General features: G+C 62.5%; 8 protein-coding genes. All 8 read right to left on the reverse strand.

Annotated elements, in window-relative coordinates:
* Positions 1-269 precede the first annotated feature (269 nt).
* Positions 270-5,243 (reverse strand): ATP-binding protein, encoded by a 4,974-nt coding sequence (locus tag JGR64_RS08590; RefSeq protein ID WP_199372953.1) that lies wholly within the window; start codon positions 5,241-5,243, stop codon positions 270-272.
* A gap of 494 nt (positions 5,244-5,737) precedes the next feature.
* Positions 5,738-6,397, reverse strand: a complete 660-nt coding sequence (locus tag JGR64_RS13890; protein ID WP_199372954.1) for a hypothetical protein — start codon at positions 6,395-6,397, stop codon at positions 5,738-5,740.
* Between the two features lie 847 nt (positions 6,398-7,244).
* The gene (locus JGR64_RS08600; protein WP_199372955.1) at positions 7,245-9,131 is read right to left on the reverse strand and encodes a hypothetical protein; all 1,887 of its coding nucleotides are present in this window, start codon (positions 9,129-9,131) and stop codon (positions 7,245-7,247) included.
* Between the two features lie 66 nt (positions 9,132-9,197).
* Positions 9,198-10,622, reverse strand: coding sequence for a DNA cytosine methyltransferase (locus JGR64_RS08605; RefSeq protein ID WP_199372956.1), 1,425 nt, complete (start codon positions 10,620-10,622; stop codon positions 9,198-9,200).
* Between the two features lie 2 nt (positions 10,623-10,624).
* Positions 10,625-11,050 (reverse strand): very short patch repair endonuclease, encoded by a 426-nt coding sequence (locus tag JGR64_RS08610; protein ID WP_199372957.1) that lies wholly within the window; start codon positions 11,048-11,050, stop codon positions 10,625-10,627.
* A gap of 269 nt (positions 11,051-11,319) precedes the next feature.
* A complete protein-coding gene (locus JGR64_RS08615; protein WP_199372958.1) occupies positions 11,320-14,871 on the reverse strand; it encodes a methylmalonyl-CoA mutase family protein in 3,552 nt (1,183 codons plus the stop codon).
* 83 nt (positions 14,872-14,954) lie between these two features.
* The gene (locus JGR64_RS08620; RefSeq protein ID WP_199372959.1) at positions 14,955-16,646 is read right to left on the reverse strand and encodes a GAF domain-containing protein; all 1,692 of its coding nucleotides are present in this window, start codon (positions 16,644-16,646) and stop codon (positions 14,955-14,957) included.
* Positions 16,643-17,218 carry a biliverdin-producing heme oxygenase gene (locus JGR64_RS08625; RefSeq protein ID WP_199372960.1) on the reverse strand — a complete coding sequence of 192 codons (576 nt, stop codon included), beginning with the start codon at positions 17,216-17,218 and terminating at the stop codon, positions 16,643-16,645. Before JGR64_RS08625 ends, JGR64_RS08620 begins: the two co-directional genes overlap by 4 nt.
* Positions 17,219-17,314 lie beyond the last annotated feature (96 nt).

Below are 17,314 nucleotides of genomic sequence, written 5' to 3' on the forward strand. Positions count from 1 at the left end.
CTATCGTCCCTCCTCTGCCCCAGGCCATGCGAATCGATGGCTCCGGCCACTGTGGAAACACCCGCTTCAACTGCGAGGCCTACCCGCGCCGCTCCTGCACTGCTACTTCAATCTGTCTCAAGACCGCGGCCCGCAGTGGCAAAGCGGTCAATCTTGGCGCGCGCGCCGAGCCCCGGGAAATTGAAGGCCGGCAACATCTGCGCATGTACCCGGTCTGGATTCGCTACGGCGACCGCAGCTGCCGGATCAGAGGACGAGGCTCCCCCGTCTCATCCCGCCAAACTGACCTGATCGCCAATGACCGTCACCAACCCCGTTTGGACCAGATGTTCCAGCGTTGAGTCAAACTTGTCTTCGTGCATCCCACGCACCTGCCTCACCTCAGCGACCGCATGCGCGCCATTCCTCACGGCTTCTAGAATGAGCTGATGCGGGTACCCAAGGGTACGGGCCAGAACAACTTGTCCGGGCATTGCCAGCATCGCTGCGTGAAACATTCCGAGATTGAGTTTTCCGTCCATGTCGGGAGACAGGCCGAGCGTGGAACGAATTGCCTGGACTCTTGAAACATCGGGACCGTTTCCGTGGAGAACCTTGGTCGCCAAATTCGCCGCAGTATCGGCAGGGAAATCGGTCGGGTACTGCGATGAGAGAAGCACGCCGAGACCGTAAGCGCGACACTCGCGGACGAGCCGCTCCACGTCATCAGAGCGGAGGATCCGATGCGCTTCATCAAACACCAATAGTTGGTTAACCGAAGCTGCATGAGGCAAAGAATTCAGGTACCGATGAGCCGAATGCACCAGCAACATTGCAAGCGTATTCTGGATGTGGTCGGCCTGAATCCCGCTCAAATCAAGGACGTAGCCCTTTCCAAGAAGCTCGCTGAACGCTGTATTTCGATACTTTTCCCGAAAGATCTCCAGATCGAAAAGGGGATCAAGTCGGTTATAAGCAAGTCTATTAGTTTCACGCAGATGCTCCCCGACCAACGCGAAGTCCGGGAACTGACCCGGTATCTCCCTGGCCATGCCTGTCGACGCTATCCCCGCCGAGTCAAAGGCAGTCCTAATCGCGTCCTTCAGCGCCGCAGCTTGCTGCTCGCCGAGCCCGTACGTCCTCTGGAAAGTGGACACGATGCCGGTGAGATGTTGGCTCACGGGGTACGTGAGCTCCCCGGTCCGAGGGTCTGGCTGCGGACAAGGAATTAACGGGTTGTAAGGCAGTCCTTCGAAGCTCACGTATTGAACATCGAGCCGTGCCGCTTCGAGGAATCCCTTGTCACTCGCAAAGTCGTTCTTGAAGTCCAAGATCAATGCAGGAAGGCCCTGATTACGACTCTGCAAGAGAACGCTCTTGAGGAGCTGCGTTTTACCCAACCCCGACGACCCGGTGACCATGAAGTTGTGGTTCGAATTTTGCCCAGCACGCCACGTCACAGGCCGACCCACATCGCTTACGCCCAAGAGGAGCGAGAGCGGGGCCAACTTGTGGTCGGTACTAGCCACGTCCGACTTGCGCTCCTCTTCCACAGACAAAGACGTGTCTCCTGAACCACTGGAATCAGGCGATGCTGAAGCAACAACCGATGTCACTTCACGGTGGTCGTGATGTGCTGCAGGTCCAGACACCGCATCAGCTCGAGCGCGCCAAGGCGCCTTTTGAAGAGAAATCAACTGGGCTGCAATGGGTTGGAAATCGCCCGCTTCGTCGGGCCACCGACACGGTGCCAGCCTAACCCAGACCCCCTCGTCCAACTCACGCACCCCCGAATCGACAGCGGCAATTTCTGTTGAGACCACAATACAACCGGTGCTCCCCAACAGGCCGGTCCGATGCTTGCCCTTTAGAACCGCAGATAGCACCGCGGATATGACATCTGAATTTCTCGAAGCGTCCAACCTAAGTCCGAACTCAAGAAGTTTCGCTAATGCGACACGTTCGGCAAGCGCATCAGCCTCGCCAGCCGCACGCGAGATGGCTACAAGTCTGGCGAGTGATCGCGCGGCCTGCTCAAGAGCCTTCTCCGCAAGCCCTTCAGAATATGTCGAACTACTGTACTTACTTTCGATCGAGCAGAAGGCAAGCTCAGCACACCCTTGTGATGTGCGGCAAACGACGCCAATCAGATCGCCCCGCCGGTAGTCGGACACGTCCGCCTCAGTACCGCCCTCCAGATCCCCGCCCAGGAGATCCCTAAAGGAGTCAATCGGCAAGACAAACGCGCAACACTCCTCCTCATCGGCACACGCACCTTGCAAGACTATCTGGGCGACCCTTGCGGCTCCAACCAAGCCTGCAACGCCAAGGGCCCGCGATCGCGATTTGAAGGCCTCCGAGCCCAGAGCCAAGCCGATTCTCGCAAGCTCGAGCAGCGCTGCTCCCGCCCGATCCAGATCCTTGAAGACAGCGCTCGTTGACAGATGGTGGACCAGAGTGCGGGGGACCTCGCTAAGCACGTAGTAGCTCCGTGCCGACTGCGCAATAGCTAACCGATAGTCCCAGAGCACTCTCGGAGTTCCGGACTTGGAGCTTTCGCGAGCCCAATTTAAGAGAACGGCCGGGTCCGCGCCCTCTCCTGGCAGTACTGTCCAAACGGCATCTTTCAGTCCGGCATCAAGAGTCAGAGTCCTTACAGCAACGGACCGACACGGACCAGATGCTGATTGGGCATCAGCGACAGCGGTAGCAAAGGCCGCGCCCAAATCTTCCGACGTGTCGCAATCCGAATTGTAAGACAGCCTCGAGTCGCTTACACCTGAGCCACTAGCATCCAACGTTCGGAGAGGAAGCTGCAGCACGCTGGCTACCCCGTCACCTCTCGGGGCAAAGAGCCCAACTTCTTGCTCAGACTGAATTGGGAATGCAGCTTTCAATGCTGGGCGTGCGAGAAGCATATCTATCTGGTGATTAGCGAGAAACCCATCACCGCCGCGCGGATAAACGCAAACCACAGGCGCCGCCCAATCGGGATAGTCGTCAGCGTCCCCGCCATCGCCGTCGATTACGATGTGGATTCCGCCCTTCAATGACTGGCCGCTCGAGGTAGCTTTGCCATCAACAGTGAGGAATGCTCGAGCGGCTGAGGCCGCCTCACAACCGGTCGCCTCCCCACTCAGCTTCGCCACGATCGATCGCTTGGAAGGAAACGCACGAAAATAGTCAGCCAGATAGCCCGTCAGGCCCCTGGCCTCCCCTCCACCGCCACGCAACCCGGTCAAACCAAGTAGCGCATGCCCCCACGGTTCCCCGTCAATAATTTCATCGGAGCCGCCCGTGGTAGATGACAAGAGAAGCCATCCCGGATCATCGGTGGCGTCAACGTAGAACGGCACCAAATGTGACGATTCTGCGCCCAGCCCGGCGAACCAGCGGAAGCCTGTCGTTCCTTCTAGAAGGACGCCAAGCCTTCTCAGCCAGCGCAACTCGGAAGATTGAATCTCGGCAAGCCTGCGGATGCCCCGTCCGACCATCATGCGCTTTGCCACAACGAGCGGGTGCCAAGGCCCGACTGCGCAGCCGACGATCTCCCAGGCGCCACCGCCGCCACGGGTGCATACAACCGTGTCTAGATACGCCAGCAGAAATCTCTCGACATAGGAATAGCTGCCGCTGGCGAGCGCCTTCTGAATCCTAGAAAACGCTTGGAGATAGCCAACTGCCGCCCGCGAAACAGCATCACCTTCCTCGTAATTGAAGCTCGCTAATGCGTAGAGTGGCAAGCCGACCCGCGATTTGCTGCCATGACGAAAATCGACTGCTTCCTTGAGTTCTCTGCGGGCAGCATCATAGGAGGCAACTAGAGCGCACACGTCCTCAGACAGGGCTGGCTCGACAGCCAAAGCGGCGCCAAGGACCGAGGACATATCGTCAGCGACGCGGAAGCTGCCTTTTTCAATGAGCGCTGTCGGACCGTCCAGAGGCGAACTGAGCACGATTGGTCGCCAAGGCTCGCTTGCATGTTCGAAAGTCAGGGCCAGGCGAAAGCGTCTCTCCTGACCATCGTCCGGGGACCCGAGGAGCGGTCGAGCGTCGAAGTCACCGCACCACGCCCTGAGCGAGCTAACGGCATTCGCACCGGATGGGTTCGAGTGCAGCGACTGCGCCAAAGCCAGCTCCAAGTTGCAGTCCCCCCCCCTCTTCTGGTTCGCTGCGAGCTGCAGCGCAATCGAGGTATCAGCAGTGGTTAACACCAACTCCGGAGGACTACCGGCGTCAGCCACGCGCGACATGTCGATCGAAATTCGCGAGATTCCCTGAGCGAGGACTTCTTGATCCACGGGCAGGCCATCTAGCGTTACGGACAGCTCTTCGCTTCTTGAGACCGCGAACACGGCCGTGAAACTGTCGATATCCACTGATTCTTCTTGGTCGCCGTCGTCGGACGGATCAATCCGTCTCAAACCCTTAACGCCGGCGAGATCCTTAGAAAGTGTGGCGACAAGGAAAAAGCTCGGAGCCGAGTCGACAGGTCGCTCGAGGAAGAGCTTGGTAACTGCGCGCGGTAGATCCCCGGCAGTAGCTGTCAACACCAGAGCGATGCTACTAGCGTCAACCCCGTCCCAGCTCGGATGCAGCTCACGCTCACTAGCGCCGGGAGGAATTACACATTGCCCCAATGACTTCCTACCATGCTTCAACTCGACACGAGCTTCGATCTGAGCCGGTCGATCGACAGTTAAAAGAATTGACGGTAGAGGCCCATGTGACGCGATTCCGTGCCGCCCCCCATGTAGTGCGCATCCCGATTCGGGCAGAAACTTCCAAGACGCGCTGAGAGTGATCGGGGCAACCGCTACCTGATGCGCGAAGGTCCTCTTGAGGACGGAGACGGTAAGCAAGCGCCACGCATGCCTATCTTCTGGCAGAGCATTACGGAGACCCAAGGCGCCACGACCGCGGTCCCTTAGGGTTCGCAGTCGATCCAGTGTTCCGTTTAGAAGCTCCTTCAACTCGCCAACGCTTGGTCTCTCGGTCTCTGAGAGCTCCTCCAAGGCTGCTTCGACGTTCTGCTCGATCGCCTCGCGGGCCGTTGCATCCTCCATCGAAGCGATAATCGAACCTAAGCTCGCGAGCTCTTCAGCCCCTGCCGCTGGCACGCCGCTGAAGGAGATCGAAGGCCCATTTAGGCTAGGCACGCCTACCCGCATCGCGAACGAATCCGCCCGCTCAGCGCTGGACACCTGACGATCTAGCTGGCAACTCAGCACCTCGTCGAAGAGCACTTCGGCGCGGCGCTTCATTGGCTCCGTAGCGTCCACCGCCAGCCTCAATAGCGCTCTGGCCGCCTCCTGTTCGGCGTCGGGGTATCCCGATGCAATCACCCATCTAGGAAAGAAATTCTCAAGGAAATCGAAGCCAGCCTCGGCGGGAGCCCACGGCCACTCATCTGGGATGGTCAGACTGCGAATTCCACCGCCAGATCCCTGAATCGACTCCTGAAGCTTTGACAGAACGCCAGGCTCGACGATGGCGACAAACGAGCCGTCACGCACGCTCGTAACAGCCTCAGCCCGCAAAACCTTCCCTAGCTCTGAAGGAACTGGACTCCCGCTTCGCCCGCTCGTAACCAGGTAGCTAGTAAGTCCGCGAGCCAGCAATGTCTCATGCAACGCCTCGGCCACCTTGAGCGTCGGCGACGGGAGGACCATTCGGCAATCCCCCGAGTTCGGCATGACGCGGCTCCACCAATCAGTGATGCAATCAGCGAGGGCTACTGCCACAGGGTTCGGACTACTCACGACGAAACCTCCTCCATGGACCTGAGCGCCTCGGCGTAGGGATTTACCAAGACCGCCCCCTCGCCTGCGTCAGGGGTACCCCTGAGAATTCCAATCTGGCTCAGCGCCCTGAGGAGCTCGGCGCGCACTCCCCCTAGCAAAGTAAAATCAACCCCGAGTTCGCGCCAAATACCTTCTAGATCATTCAACAAAAGTCGTTGACTTGGCCCAACGCGACGTGACTTATCTGCATGCGCTAGGAGCGTGTACAACGCAATGACCTTAGAGGCCGGGAAGACCCGGAACAATCGTCGGTTAGCCGGCCCACGCGCCAGAAGATAACCGTCGTCTTGGCCTCCGACATGGTCATCGCGCATGACCCGGAGGAACTCCTCGATGTTCTTCCCCTGCCCCTCTTTTAACGGGCGCACCCACGCGGGGTAGGTCTCCGCGGCCATGATGACTGAACGCATCAACTCTCCGGAGGCACCTTCTAAGGCCAAGATTTGGCCGAACCTCTCTACATCCAGACAGCCCTCACACGGCTCCACCGAGAGAGGCTTCTCGATTTCTGCCTTATCAACTCCATCTAGCTCAGCAAGCTTGCCAAGGAGGACGTTAAGTTCGACGCGAGCGCGCATGTAGTCGATGACGGCTTCGTCGACACTGTCCGTCAACGTGATGCTGGGTACTAACAAGCTCTCGTTTCGGCGATCTATCTCGGCGCGAACAGATTGTGCACTGGCTATCCGCCCGGCGCATGCCTCTCTCGCAAAATCGCGAATGACGACGCAGACCCTAAGTTGGGCAAGAATCCACAAGGGTATGACCGTACGTAGGAACGTACCTACCAGATCAACCCAGGCAATCCGAGGCAAGTGGCCCTCAATCTCACAGAGCGAAAGCCAGTCACGCGCGATGCGCACACTAATAGCATCGTCGCGGCTAAGGCCCCAGCTAGGCGCTGCCGACAGCGACGCGAATAGGCCATTTTCCGCGTCGTCTGGAGCATCCAGACTGGCCGGTCGCTCGAGCGTTTCCGCACTAAGCTCCATTACGTCAACACCCTTCCGGCCAGTGCCATAGATCGCGGCAATGGACTGTACAGCCACTGCCTTCGCGAAATCGGCATCCCCTCTCACCCCGCTCGCGAGAGCGCCACGAAGGAAGAAATCTCGAACAACACGGTCACTATTGCGACGAAACCATCCGTACGCGGCCAAGTAAGGATGGCATGGAGCGTAGAAACAGCTTTGTTGCTTTCTTTGCTTTGCTCGGCCCCGCATCGCCGCGAGGGCCGCTTTCGCAGGAAGCGGAGCGGCCGCTAGGGGCCCATCATCCGCGAAGGGGTCCAGAGCCGTCGCGCTGGGGACGTCAGAGTTAGTTGCTCCCCCAGACTGAGAGTACGCAAGCTCTCGCATTAGCTCGAGAACAAGGACCTGCGGCGCCAACCGCATGCCGGTTGTCGGGAGAGCCAGGAATCCGCGCTTGAAAGCCGGGGCGCGAGCCGGTTCTTTTCCTATCCTAGCCATCTGCACTCACCAACTGCGCCTCTACTTCGCGAGACTCCCACATGACGCGAATGACGCCGGAAGGAGCCCCCTCAATCAACACGCCACCGCTGGGCATGCGCGAGTACATGCTCGCGGAAGCTGCGCGAGCAATCGAATCTCGTGCTGCCTGCAACCAAACCACCGGAAAAGTGCCGTCATGCAGTGGTGCGTCGTGCCGCCGAACGAGCCAGACAAAAGCTGCCGCAGATATCTGGGCTAACACACCGGCTGAGCCGTCGCCCAAGACAATACAGATCGTTCGCCGCGCATAACTCTCATTCCAGTCAACATTCACTTCGGTTAAGGCGGAGCTGTCGATTCGAACGTGAGATGCGACACGAATTCCCTGCTCGCTATCAAGAACTCCACGAAGCATCTTTGTCAGATGAGCGCGCTCTCCCAGTGGAGGGCGTCGCGGAACGCCTATGGCTTCACGAAACCTATGTAGCTCGTCGCGCAACGCGTACGCTCCCTCCCAGAGAGCCCCAAACCGCAACGAGTGACTGGTTCGCCAGCGAGCGAGAGCGGCCAGACTTACCGCTGAGTCAGGCCTGGGCTCCTGCAGAGCGGCGTCCAACTCGTCCCAAATACCCTGGCAAGCCTGCTCCAAATCAGAGAGCTGCTCCCCGGCGGCGAAACCATCCCCCCAACGCATTAAATCACGCCGTAGCGGCGCGGCGAGCGGATCAAGCTGCTGCATGACGCCATTTGCACCAAGCATGCGAGCCAGACCAACCCGCGTAGACGGAGGCTCGCACAAGATGCGCTCCCCGCCGATTCCCGCTTGGTCGCACAGAATACTCAGGGCGTGTACATCTTCATTCCGATCGATCCCGAGTGGCGCCTGGGAACTAAAGAACATCATGTGGGAACGACGCGCTGCAAGGCGAAACCATGCTTTCGCAGTCGCCTGACGATGCACCCAATCGCAAGGACTTGCCGCTTCATAGTCGGCAGCGCAGCCTGCAAGGATCAGCGAGACCAGAGCGCTTGCCTCACGAAAGACAAGGGGCTGTCCATCGAGCAGCTCCGCATCCTCGCAAAGGCGCGCGAACGTACGAGTGCCCGGCTCCGTCGCAAGTTCGTTCCTATTCAACAAGAAGGGACAGACAGCCGCCAGGGGGCAACTCTGACAACTCTGCCAGTGCTCTTGCGCGGTCGCTAGACGAAGCAGTTGGAGGAAGACCGGGTCATCGCCTTCAAAGAGGCTCCCCGAATCCATCGCTCGGGCCGTGAGCGTTACTCCACTAGCTGGATAGAGCTGGCTCGAGACTTCCTTTGTTCGATGTCCCGTGCTCGCAAGTACTTGAACGAGCTCGGTTGGCCCATCGGCACCCTCTGCGGATAGAAGGGCCGCAGCTGCTTCGAGTACGCCGCGGTTCGCGCATGCGACCAAATGGCATCCATCCTCGATGCAGCGCTTGAACAGATCGTGGAGGTCAGCGGCCGGATTGGGGGCTGTGGCATACGGATTGGGGACGACGGACGCATCCTGCGCGATCCTCGCCACGAGAGTACCGTCGACGCCACGCACCTCCAATACCGCTGGAACAGGTCTCGATGCCATCGCCTCAATAGAGACACCTGTCTCGTCCTTGATTTGATAGCCCGCGTCGAGCAGCGCATGAGCGAGTTGCTGTACAGCCAAGCTCTTGCCGTTGCCCGGCCCACCAACAAGAACAAGCCAGTGGGGCGTAGTCGCCGTCGCAATACTCTCAGCAAACCCTTTTACACAGGCGAGCGTCGGCGTTTCCACGCGAAGTAGCGGCTGACGTAGCCAATTCGACGGCGAGCTAATTGCGCCACTGCCGTCTTGCTGAAGTGCCAGTAGCTTCTTCAGGAAGACGTTCTGCCTCACCGGCTCATCGGAAAGATCTAGCCCCATCACCCCCCCCTTGCCACATATCGATCTGGTTACGCCTGCTTAGGTTCCGCTGCAGGCACGTTCGGCGCTTTGCCGAGACATGGATTGCGGGCTGCCTGCCCGCGTTAGCTTGGCTTCGGAATAAAGGACGCGCATGAGACTCACACCCAACGCCCTGCTAAGCAGTGGAGGAACCGCATTTCCTACCTGCGTGTACCGCGGCGATTCAACTTTCCGACGCACCCCTCCAGTCGTGTACTTGCCTCGGAACTGAAACCAATCCGGAAACGACTGGAGGCGAGCGTACTCCCGGACGGTGAGGATGCGAGGCTCACTGTAGTGAAGGATATCGTCGGGCAACGTTGTCAAAGTAGGGGCTGGAGCAAGGGAATCCATCGGAACGGTACGATGCTTCAGCATGTTGAGGCTCGCGCGAAATTCCGGAGAGATGTTCTTCCCACGCCGCCCCTCGGTCCCCGCCAGGATAGTCGCAAACCTGACGCGGACGTCTTCCGTATGCTTGGCCAGCCTCATGCTATCCATGTCAGCAGAGACGTGGCCCTCGTGCATCAGCATCTGATACTTGGTCCTTGGCCCACGATACTTCACTTGCCTATAGCCAACTCTCGAGTCACGTCCCGGATACTCAACGGTGCCGCGCAGAAGATCTTCGCCAACCTCTAAGTCAGAGATGGCCGCAAACGCGGAGACCCGCCCTCCCAATTCATTGACCTGCCTTTTACCTTCATCCTGCGCCTGAGTGAACAGATGATCGATGAGCTCCGATGCATAAGTCGTTTCAGCGGCCGCGAGAAGTGAGTTGACACCTTCTCGGCGTACGCCGATGACGACCAGCCGCTCGCGCCTTTGCGGAACGCCGAACTCAGCCGCATCCAGCACAGCTCCCCTGGCCTCGTAACCGATCATGTCGAGCTCTTCGATGAGTTTCTCGTAGTACGTCTTCCGGTGGATGCCGCGCCCGTCCCTGTGCGCCACGCCCATCCCAGGAACATTTTCGAGAAGCAAGAATCGCGGACGGACCAGTTTGATGAATCGAACATACTGCTCGAACATTCGGTTTCTTGGGTCCGAGCCGTTCCTCTTCCCCGCAAAAGAGAATCCTTGGCAGGGAGGGCCTCCAGCCACTAGGCTAACGTCTCCACAGAGACTCGCGATCATCGCTTCGCACTTGTCCAGCACATCCTCGATCGAATGGGCAGATTTCCCCAGCCATTCCGGCCAATCGAACTGATACCGCGCATCGCCACCTAGAAAGTTGGCCGCAAATGTCGCGAAAGCGTCTTCAGCACGCTCGACGGCGAAGCGTCCGCTCCACCCCGCCTGGCACAATCCAAGTGAAATGCCGCCGCAGCCAGCAAACAAGTCGACGAACTTCGCGTCAACCATTCCGACGACCGGATGCTCGCCGAGCGGATCACCCTTCGCATGCCGGGCCGAATCCCTGCGTTCAAAACCATGGCTCATATTCATTTCCCTGGGGCTGCCAAGATCTTCTGTGCAAGACGATCCAGTTCTTTATCAACACGACGCTTACTCAAAGAGCACTCCCACAGGGTAATAACGCTCCAACCAGCTTCGCGTAACAGACGCCTATTAGCCCTATCTCTCTTGCGATTCTTCTGAAACTTATTCGCCCAAAACTCTGACCTAGTCCCCGGGACGCGCCCTTTCTGGCAGTGGTGGGCATGCCAAAAGCACCCATTGACGAGAACGACGGCCTTATATTTCGGAAGCACGATGTCGGGCCTCCCAGGCAGATCTCTCACATGAAGCCGGTAGCGAAATCCGGCCGCATGGAGGAACCGCCTGACCAAGAGCTCCGGACTGGTGTCACGGCTTCTAATCCGCGACATCCTTTCACTTCGCTCTTCAGGGGTCAGCGTGTCAGCCACCGACGATTCCTACCCCAGCTCCCCGCATGATCGTGGACCAGGGTCTCACGGAACGAGACTCTCCGGTAGAGGCGAACGCGCGCGGCCCCGCAGATAGCGCAACCGCGGCAGCAGTACGTAAGCGCCGTTGCAGAGACTCCCACAAAGACAGAAGCCTGAACTCTCACACTTACGCCTTCCCCTGAAATGCACCTTGACAGCGCTCTATCAACTTCAGGCGCCTAGCTCTCGATCTAGACTTCGCCCGTGAGGCGAACTCGCCGGACCCATCACATATTCCGCCTGTATTCCCCACCCACATCATAAAGCGCATGGCTGATCTGCCCCAGGCTATGCGTCTTCACCGCTTCCATCAGCGCCTCGAACACGTTGCGCCTCTCCCGCGCCGTGTTCTGAAGGTACGCGAGGCCATGGCCGTCGTGCACCATCGCAGGCTCCTCATCCGCCGCCGCCTGGTGCGCGTGTGACGTCTCGCCGGCCGGCGCCAGGGCGTTGCGCCCCTGCTGCCACAGCTCCACGTTGGCGATCTGCTGGCCCTTCTCTTCTTCCGTTGAGCGGATCAGTTCGATCTCGGTGGCGATCTCGCCGGCGTGCTCCTTCGGCAGGAACGTGTTCACGCCCACCAGCGGCAGGCTGCCGTCGTGCTTCTTGTGTTCGTAGTACAGGCTCTCTTCCTGGATCTTGCCGCGCTGGTACATGGTGTCCATGGCGCCCAGCACGCCGCCGCGCTCGCTGATGGCTTCGAACTCCTTGTACACGGCCTCTTCCACCATGCCGGTCAGGTAGTCGACGGCAAAGCTGCCCTGCCAGGGGTTCTCGTTGAAGTTGAGCCCCAGCTCCTTGTTGATGATCATCTGGATCGCCACGGCGCGGCGCACGCTCTCCTCCGTCGGCGTGGTGATGGCTTCGTCGTAGGCGTTGGTGTGCAGCGAGTTGCAGTTGTCGAACAGCGCGTACAGCGCCTGCAGCGTGGTGCGGATGTCGTTGAACTGGATCTCCTGCGCGTGCAGGCTGCGGCCGCTGGTCTGGATGTGGTACTTCATCATCTGGCTGCGTTCGTTGGCGCCGTAGCGCTCGCGCATCGCGCGCGCCCAGATGCGGCGGGCCACGCGGCCGATCACGGTGTACTCGGGGTCCATGCCGTTGGAGAAGAAGAACGACAGGTTGGGCGCAAAGTCGTCGATCTTCATGCCGCGCGCCAGGTAGTACTCGACGATCGTGAAGCCGTTGGAAAGCGTAAATGCCAGCTGGCTGATCGGGTTCGCCCCGGCTTCGGCAATGTGATACCCGGAGATTGACACCGAGTAGAAGTTGCGCACGCCGTTGTCGACGAAGTACTGCTGGATGTCGCCCATCATGCGCAGGGCGAACTCGGTGCTGAAGATGCAGGTGTTCTGCGCCTGGTCCTCTTTCAGGATGTCGGCCTGCACGGTGCCACGCACGGTCTTGAGCGTTTCCGCCTTGATGCGCGCGTAGGTCTCGGCATCCACCATCTCGTTGCCGGTCACGCCCAGCAGGCCCAGGCCCAGGCCGTCGTTGGTCGGCGGCAGGTCACCGTAATAGACCGGGCGCTGCTTGCCTTCGAAGATCTTGGCGAGCTTCTGTTCGGCGGCGGCCCAGCGCGCGGGGTCGGCCTTCAGGTACTTCTCCACCTGCTGGTCGACGGCGCAGTTCATGAACATCGCCAGGATCATCGGCGCGGGGCCGTTGATGGTCATCGACACGCTGGTGGTGGGCGCGCACAGGTCGAAGCCGGAGTACAGCTTCTTCATGTCGTCGAGCGTGGGCACGTTGACGCCGGAGTTGCCGATCTTGCCGTAGATATCCGGGCGCGGTGCGGGGTCTTCGCCGTAGAGGGTGACCGAGTCGAAGGCGGTGGACAGGCGCGCGGCCGGCTGGCCCACGCTCAGGTAATGGAAGCGACGGTTGGTGCGCTCCGGCGTGCCTTCGCCGGCGAACATGCGGATCGGGTCCTCGCCGGTGCGGCGGTACGGGTACACGCCGCCGGTATAGGGGTAGCTGCCCGGCAGGTTCTCCTTGCCCAGGAACGTCAGCAGCTCGCCCCAGCTCTTGTAGGTGGGCGCGGCGATCTTGGGGATCTTCTGGTGGCTCAGCGACTCGCGGTAGTTCTCCACGCGGATCGCCTTGCCGCGCACTTCGTATTCGGTGACTTCGTCCGTGATCGACTTCAGCCGCTGCGGCCAGGCGCGCAGCAGGTTCAGCGAATCCGGGGTGAGCGACTGCAGCGCGTCATTGTAGCGCTGGCGCAACGTCAGGAGGCTCCGGTCGCTCGCGCCCGCGGGCGCGACGTCGGCGGCGGCGTACAGGTCCAGCGCGTTCGGCAGCCGGTCGTCAGCGAGTTCGTGCAGCGACTGCCAGAACGCCTGCGCACGATCCGCGGCTTCGGCCTGCTTCTCGATGCTGGCGTTGATCGCCCTGCCCTGCTCGGCGATCTCGGCGAGATAGCGCACGCGCGCGCCGGGGATCAGCACGGTGGCGCGCGGCTCCTTCAGCGTGGTGTCGACGTTCGGCGTCCAGCGTTCGGCCGGCAGCGACAGCTTCTCGCGCAGCAGGCGGCACAGGTTGGCGAACATCCAGCTGATGCCGGGGTCGTTGAACTGGCTGGCGATGGTGGGATAGACCGGCACGTCCTCGTCGGCGGTCTTGAACGCCACGCGGTTGCGCTTCCACTGCTTGCGGATGTCGCGCAGGGCGTCCTCCGCGCCACGCTTGTCGTACTTGTTGAGCACGATCAGCTCGGCGAAGTCGATCATGTCGATCTTCTCGAGCTGGCTGGCCGCGCCGTAGTCCGACGTCATGACGTACATCGGGAAGTCGACCATGTCGACGATCTCCGAGTCCGACTGGCCGATGCCGGCGGTCTCCACGATCACCAGGCCAAAGCCGAGGCCGCGCAGGTAGGCGATGCAGTCCTTGAGCACGGCGTTGGTGGCCACGTTCTGGCGGCGCGTGGCCATGGAGCGCATGTACACGCGATGGCTGCGCAGCGAGTTCATGCGGATACGGTCGCCGAGCAGCGCGCCGCCGGTGCGGCGGCGGGTCGGGTCCACCGAGACCACGGCGATGCGGATGTCCGGGAAGCTCGACAGGAAGCGGTTCAGCAGTTCATCGGTGACCGACGACTTGCCGGCGCCGCCGGTGCCGGTGATGCCGATCACCGGTGCGTGCGTGCCCACGGCCCAGTGCTTGCGCAGCGCAGTGAGCTCGGCCTCGCCGTAGGTGCCGGCTTCGATCGCCGACAGCGTGTGGCCGATGGCCACCTGGTCCGGATCGACCCGCGACGGGCCGATGCGGGCCACCACGTCGTCCGCCGGCGGCAGGTGCGCCTGGCCGCGCTGCTCGCGGGCGGCGCCGACGCGGGCCACCACGTCCTCGATCATCTCCACCAGGCCCAGCTTCATGCCGTCGTTGGGGTGGTAGATGCGCTCCACGCCGTAGTCCTGCAGCTCGCGGATCTCTTCCGGGGTGATGGTGCCGCCGCCGCCGGCGACCACGCGGATGTGGCCTGCGCCGTGCTCGCGCAGCATGTCGACCATGTACTTCATGTACTCGACGTGCCCGCCCTGGTAGCTGGACAGGGCGATGGCGTCGGCGTCTTCCTGCAGCGCGGCGCGCACCACGTCTTCCACCGAGCGGTTGTGGCCGAGGTGGATGACCTCCGCGCCCTGCGCCTGGATCAGCCGCCGCATGATGTTGATGGCGGCGTCGTGGCCGTCGAACAGGCTGGCGGCGGTGACGAACCGCAGCGGGCTGGTTTCAGACTGCGCGGTCGGGAAGTGCTGGCTGGCGGGAACGCTCATCGGGGGCAGGTCCATACGGTTCGTGGGGAACCGCCCGATTGTAGCCCGGGCCTCCACGACTGCCGAACGGACCGGCCGGCGCGCTATTCCTCGACATCGGCCAGCGCGCCCAGCTCTTCTTCCATCTGCAGCAGCAGCGCGTTCAGGCGCTGCAGGCGTGCGCGGCGGGTGCGTGCGGTGGACAGCAGTTCCGCGAGGCGCAACAGGCGCGCGGCCAGATCGCGGGCCTCGTGGCTCACCAGGCGTTCGTCCATCAGCGCCTCCGCCGGGCGCGGCAGCGATGGCGCGGCCACCAGGTGGCGCTCGATCACCAGGCACAGGTGGTGCGCCAATTCCGCATCGCGGTCGGTCCACGGCGCCGCCGTGCCGACGACCTGCTGCTCCCAGGCTTCGAAGCTGGTGCGCGGGCCGATCTTGCCGCCGTCGGGATCCACCTGGAACGGGCGGTCCGGGCGCCCGGCCCAGCGCACGGTTTCGCGCTGTTCGGAACGGAACAGCAGCAGCCAGTCGTCGGCGCCCTCGCCCAGCGGCGTGCTGAAGAGGCCGCAGGCGCCGGTCATCCCGGCGCTGGTCCAGTCGCTGCACGCCCGCGTGGACGCCGGACCGCGGCGACCCTGGGCGCGCGCCCACTGCAGTGCCGCGTCCAGGCCGGCCGCATCGGGCACCACGCCATGGCTGCGCAGCTCGCCGCCGATGTGCACGGCGACCCCATCGGCACGCACCGCACCCTGCAGCACATCCAGATGCTCCAGCAATGCCTCGGACGGCACCGGCGCGGCGCGCAGCGTGGATTCCAGCGCATCGCGCTGCGCGCGCATGACGTCCTCGCGGCGGGCGCGGGCGCGCAGCGCGCGGGCGTCGAGGATCATCGACACGTGGCGGCCGACCATGTCCAGCGCCTGGCGCTGGCGCGCGCCGATCGGACGCGGCGCGTCGTGATGACACGCCACCAGCCCCCACAGCTTGCCGTTGACCACCAGCGAGATCGACATCGATGCCGCCACGCCCATGTTGTGCAGGTACTCGACGTGCACCGGCGCCACCGCGCGCAGCACGTCGAAGCTCATGTCCAGCGGCGCGCCCAGCGACGGCAGCTGGTGCACCGGCACCGGCGTGCAGCTGGTGTCGGCGATCACCCGCAGGCGGTTGCGCACGTACAGCGCGCGCGCCTGCGGCGGGATGTCCGATGCCGGGAAGCGCAGGTCGGCATACGACGCCATGTCGCCCGCCAGCGCCTCGGCCACCACCTCGCCGCTGTGGTCGGCGAGGAAGCGGTAGACCATCACCCGCCCGTAGCCCGACAGCGCCTGCACCTTGCGCGCCACCGCGGGCAGGAACTCCTGGCCTGCGGAGGCATCGTCCAGGCCGCTGACCGCCATGTGTCCGCCTTCCAGCGGCGGGGCCTGGCCCGCGGGCTGCAGCTCGAGGTGCACCAGGTCGCCCATGGCGTGCGTGGACACCTCGTGCATCGCACCCATCGGCCCGACGTTGATGATGCCGGCGAACTGCGACAGCCCGCCCACGCCCCGCGCCAGCACCGCCTCGATCGCGCCCAGCGGGCCGCTGTCGAGCAGCGTCTCCACCGGCTGGCCGAGCAATGCGTTGATGCCGTCGACTTCGAACAGCTCCACCGCGTTGGCGGACGCAGCGACGATGCGGTGGTCGCTGCGGCGGAACACCAGCAGCACGCCGGGCGGCTGGATGGCGCCGATGACGTGGATGGGTTCTTCGGCGCAGGCATCCAGTGCGCGTTGCAGTTGCGGATCGACGTTCATGCGGGCACTCCTTGCGGCACGAGGTGGTGGTGCACCATGGCGAACCCGCGCCGCGCGCCGCGCACGGCGTCGGCCACGGCCTCGGCCGGCAGCGCATCGAGGCGGCCGGCGAAGCAGCGCCAGCGCTTGGGATCGCGCCCGAGGTGGCGCATGAACTTCCGTGCGCCGGCGACTTCCGGGCGGTCGTTGACCAGCGCGTCGACGTGGCGCGACAGCACGCGCGCGCCGAGTGCGGAGCCTTCCATCACATAGCAGCCGCCCAGCCACTCGGCGGGCGTGGCGGCGCTGGCCATCGCGCTGCCGGATGCGGGTGCGTCGAGCGCGGCCAGGTCCGCGCGCAGGCAGTCGACGCGTTCGTGGTCATGCCAGTACGCCAGCTCTTCCGGCCATGCCGGAGACCAGCTGTCGGCCAGCCACTGCGCGAGCGGCAGCAGCGCGCCGAGGTAGCGGGTGTAGTCGTCGACACCGTGCAACCCGTCGGGCAGCGCGGCGTCGAGCGCTTCATGCGTGGCACGGGTGGCGGCGCGCACTTCATGCAGCGCGCCCGCGTGCCGCATGTCATCGGCGCCCATCGGGCGCACCTCCTGTCCGGCTCCCTGCATCGCCCAGCCTCACTTCACGCGCGCCACCCAGGCGCGATGGCCGCCATCTAATCACCCGCTGCGCGA

Origin of the sequence: Luteimonas sp. MC1572 (genome assembly GCF_016615815.1) — a bacterium.
Taxonomy (GTDB): Bacteria; Pseudomonadota; Gammaproteobacteria; order Xanthomonadales; family Xanthomonadaceae; genus Luteimonas.

Bases quoted from the DNA above. Each gene is read 5' to 3' on its own strand.
- JGR64_RS08625 (WP_199372960.1), bottom strand. From the start codon at position 17,218: ATGGGCGCCGATGACATGCGGCACGCGGGCGCGCTGCATGAAGTGCGC.
- JGR64_RS08605 (WP_199372956.1), bottom strand. From the start codon at position 10,622: ATGAGCCATGGTTTTGAACGCAGGGATTCGGCCCGGCATGCGAAGGGT.
- JGR64_RS08590 (WP_199372953.1), bottom strand. From the start codon at position 5,243: ATGAAGCGCCGCGCCGAAGTGCTCTTCGACGAGGTGCTGAGTTGCCAG.
- JGR64_RS08615 (WP_199372958.1), bottom strand. From the start codon at position 14,871: ATGAGCGTTCCCGCCAGCCAGCACTTCCCGACCGCGCAGTCTGAAACC.
- JGR64_RS08620 (WP_199372959.1), bottom strand. From the start codon at position 16,646: ATGAACGTCGATCCGCAACTGCAACGCGCACTGGATGCCTGCGCCGAA.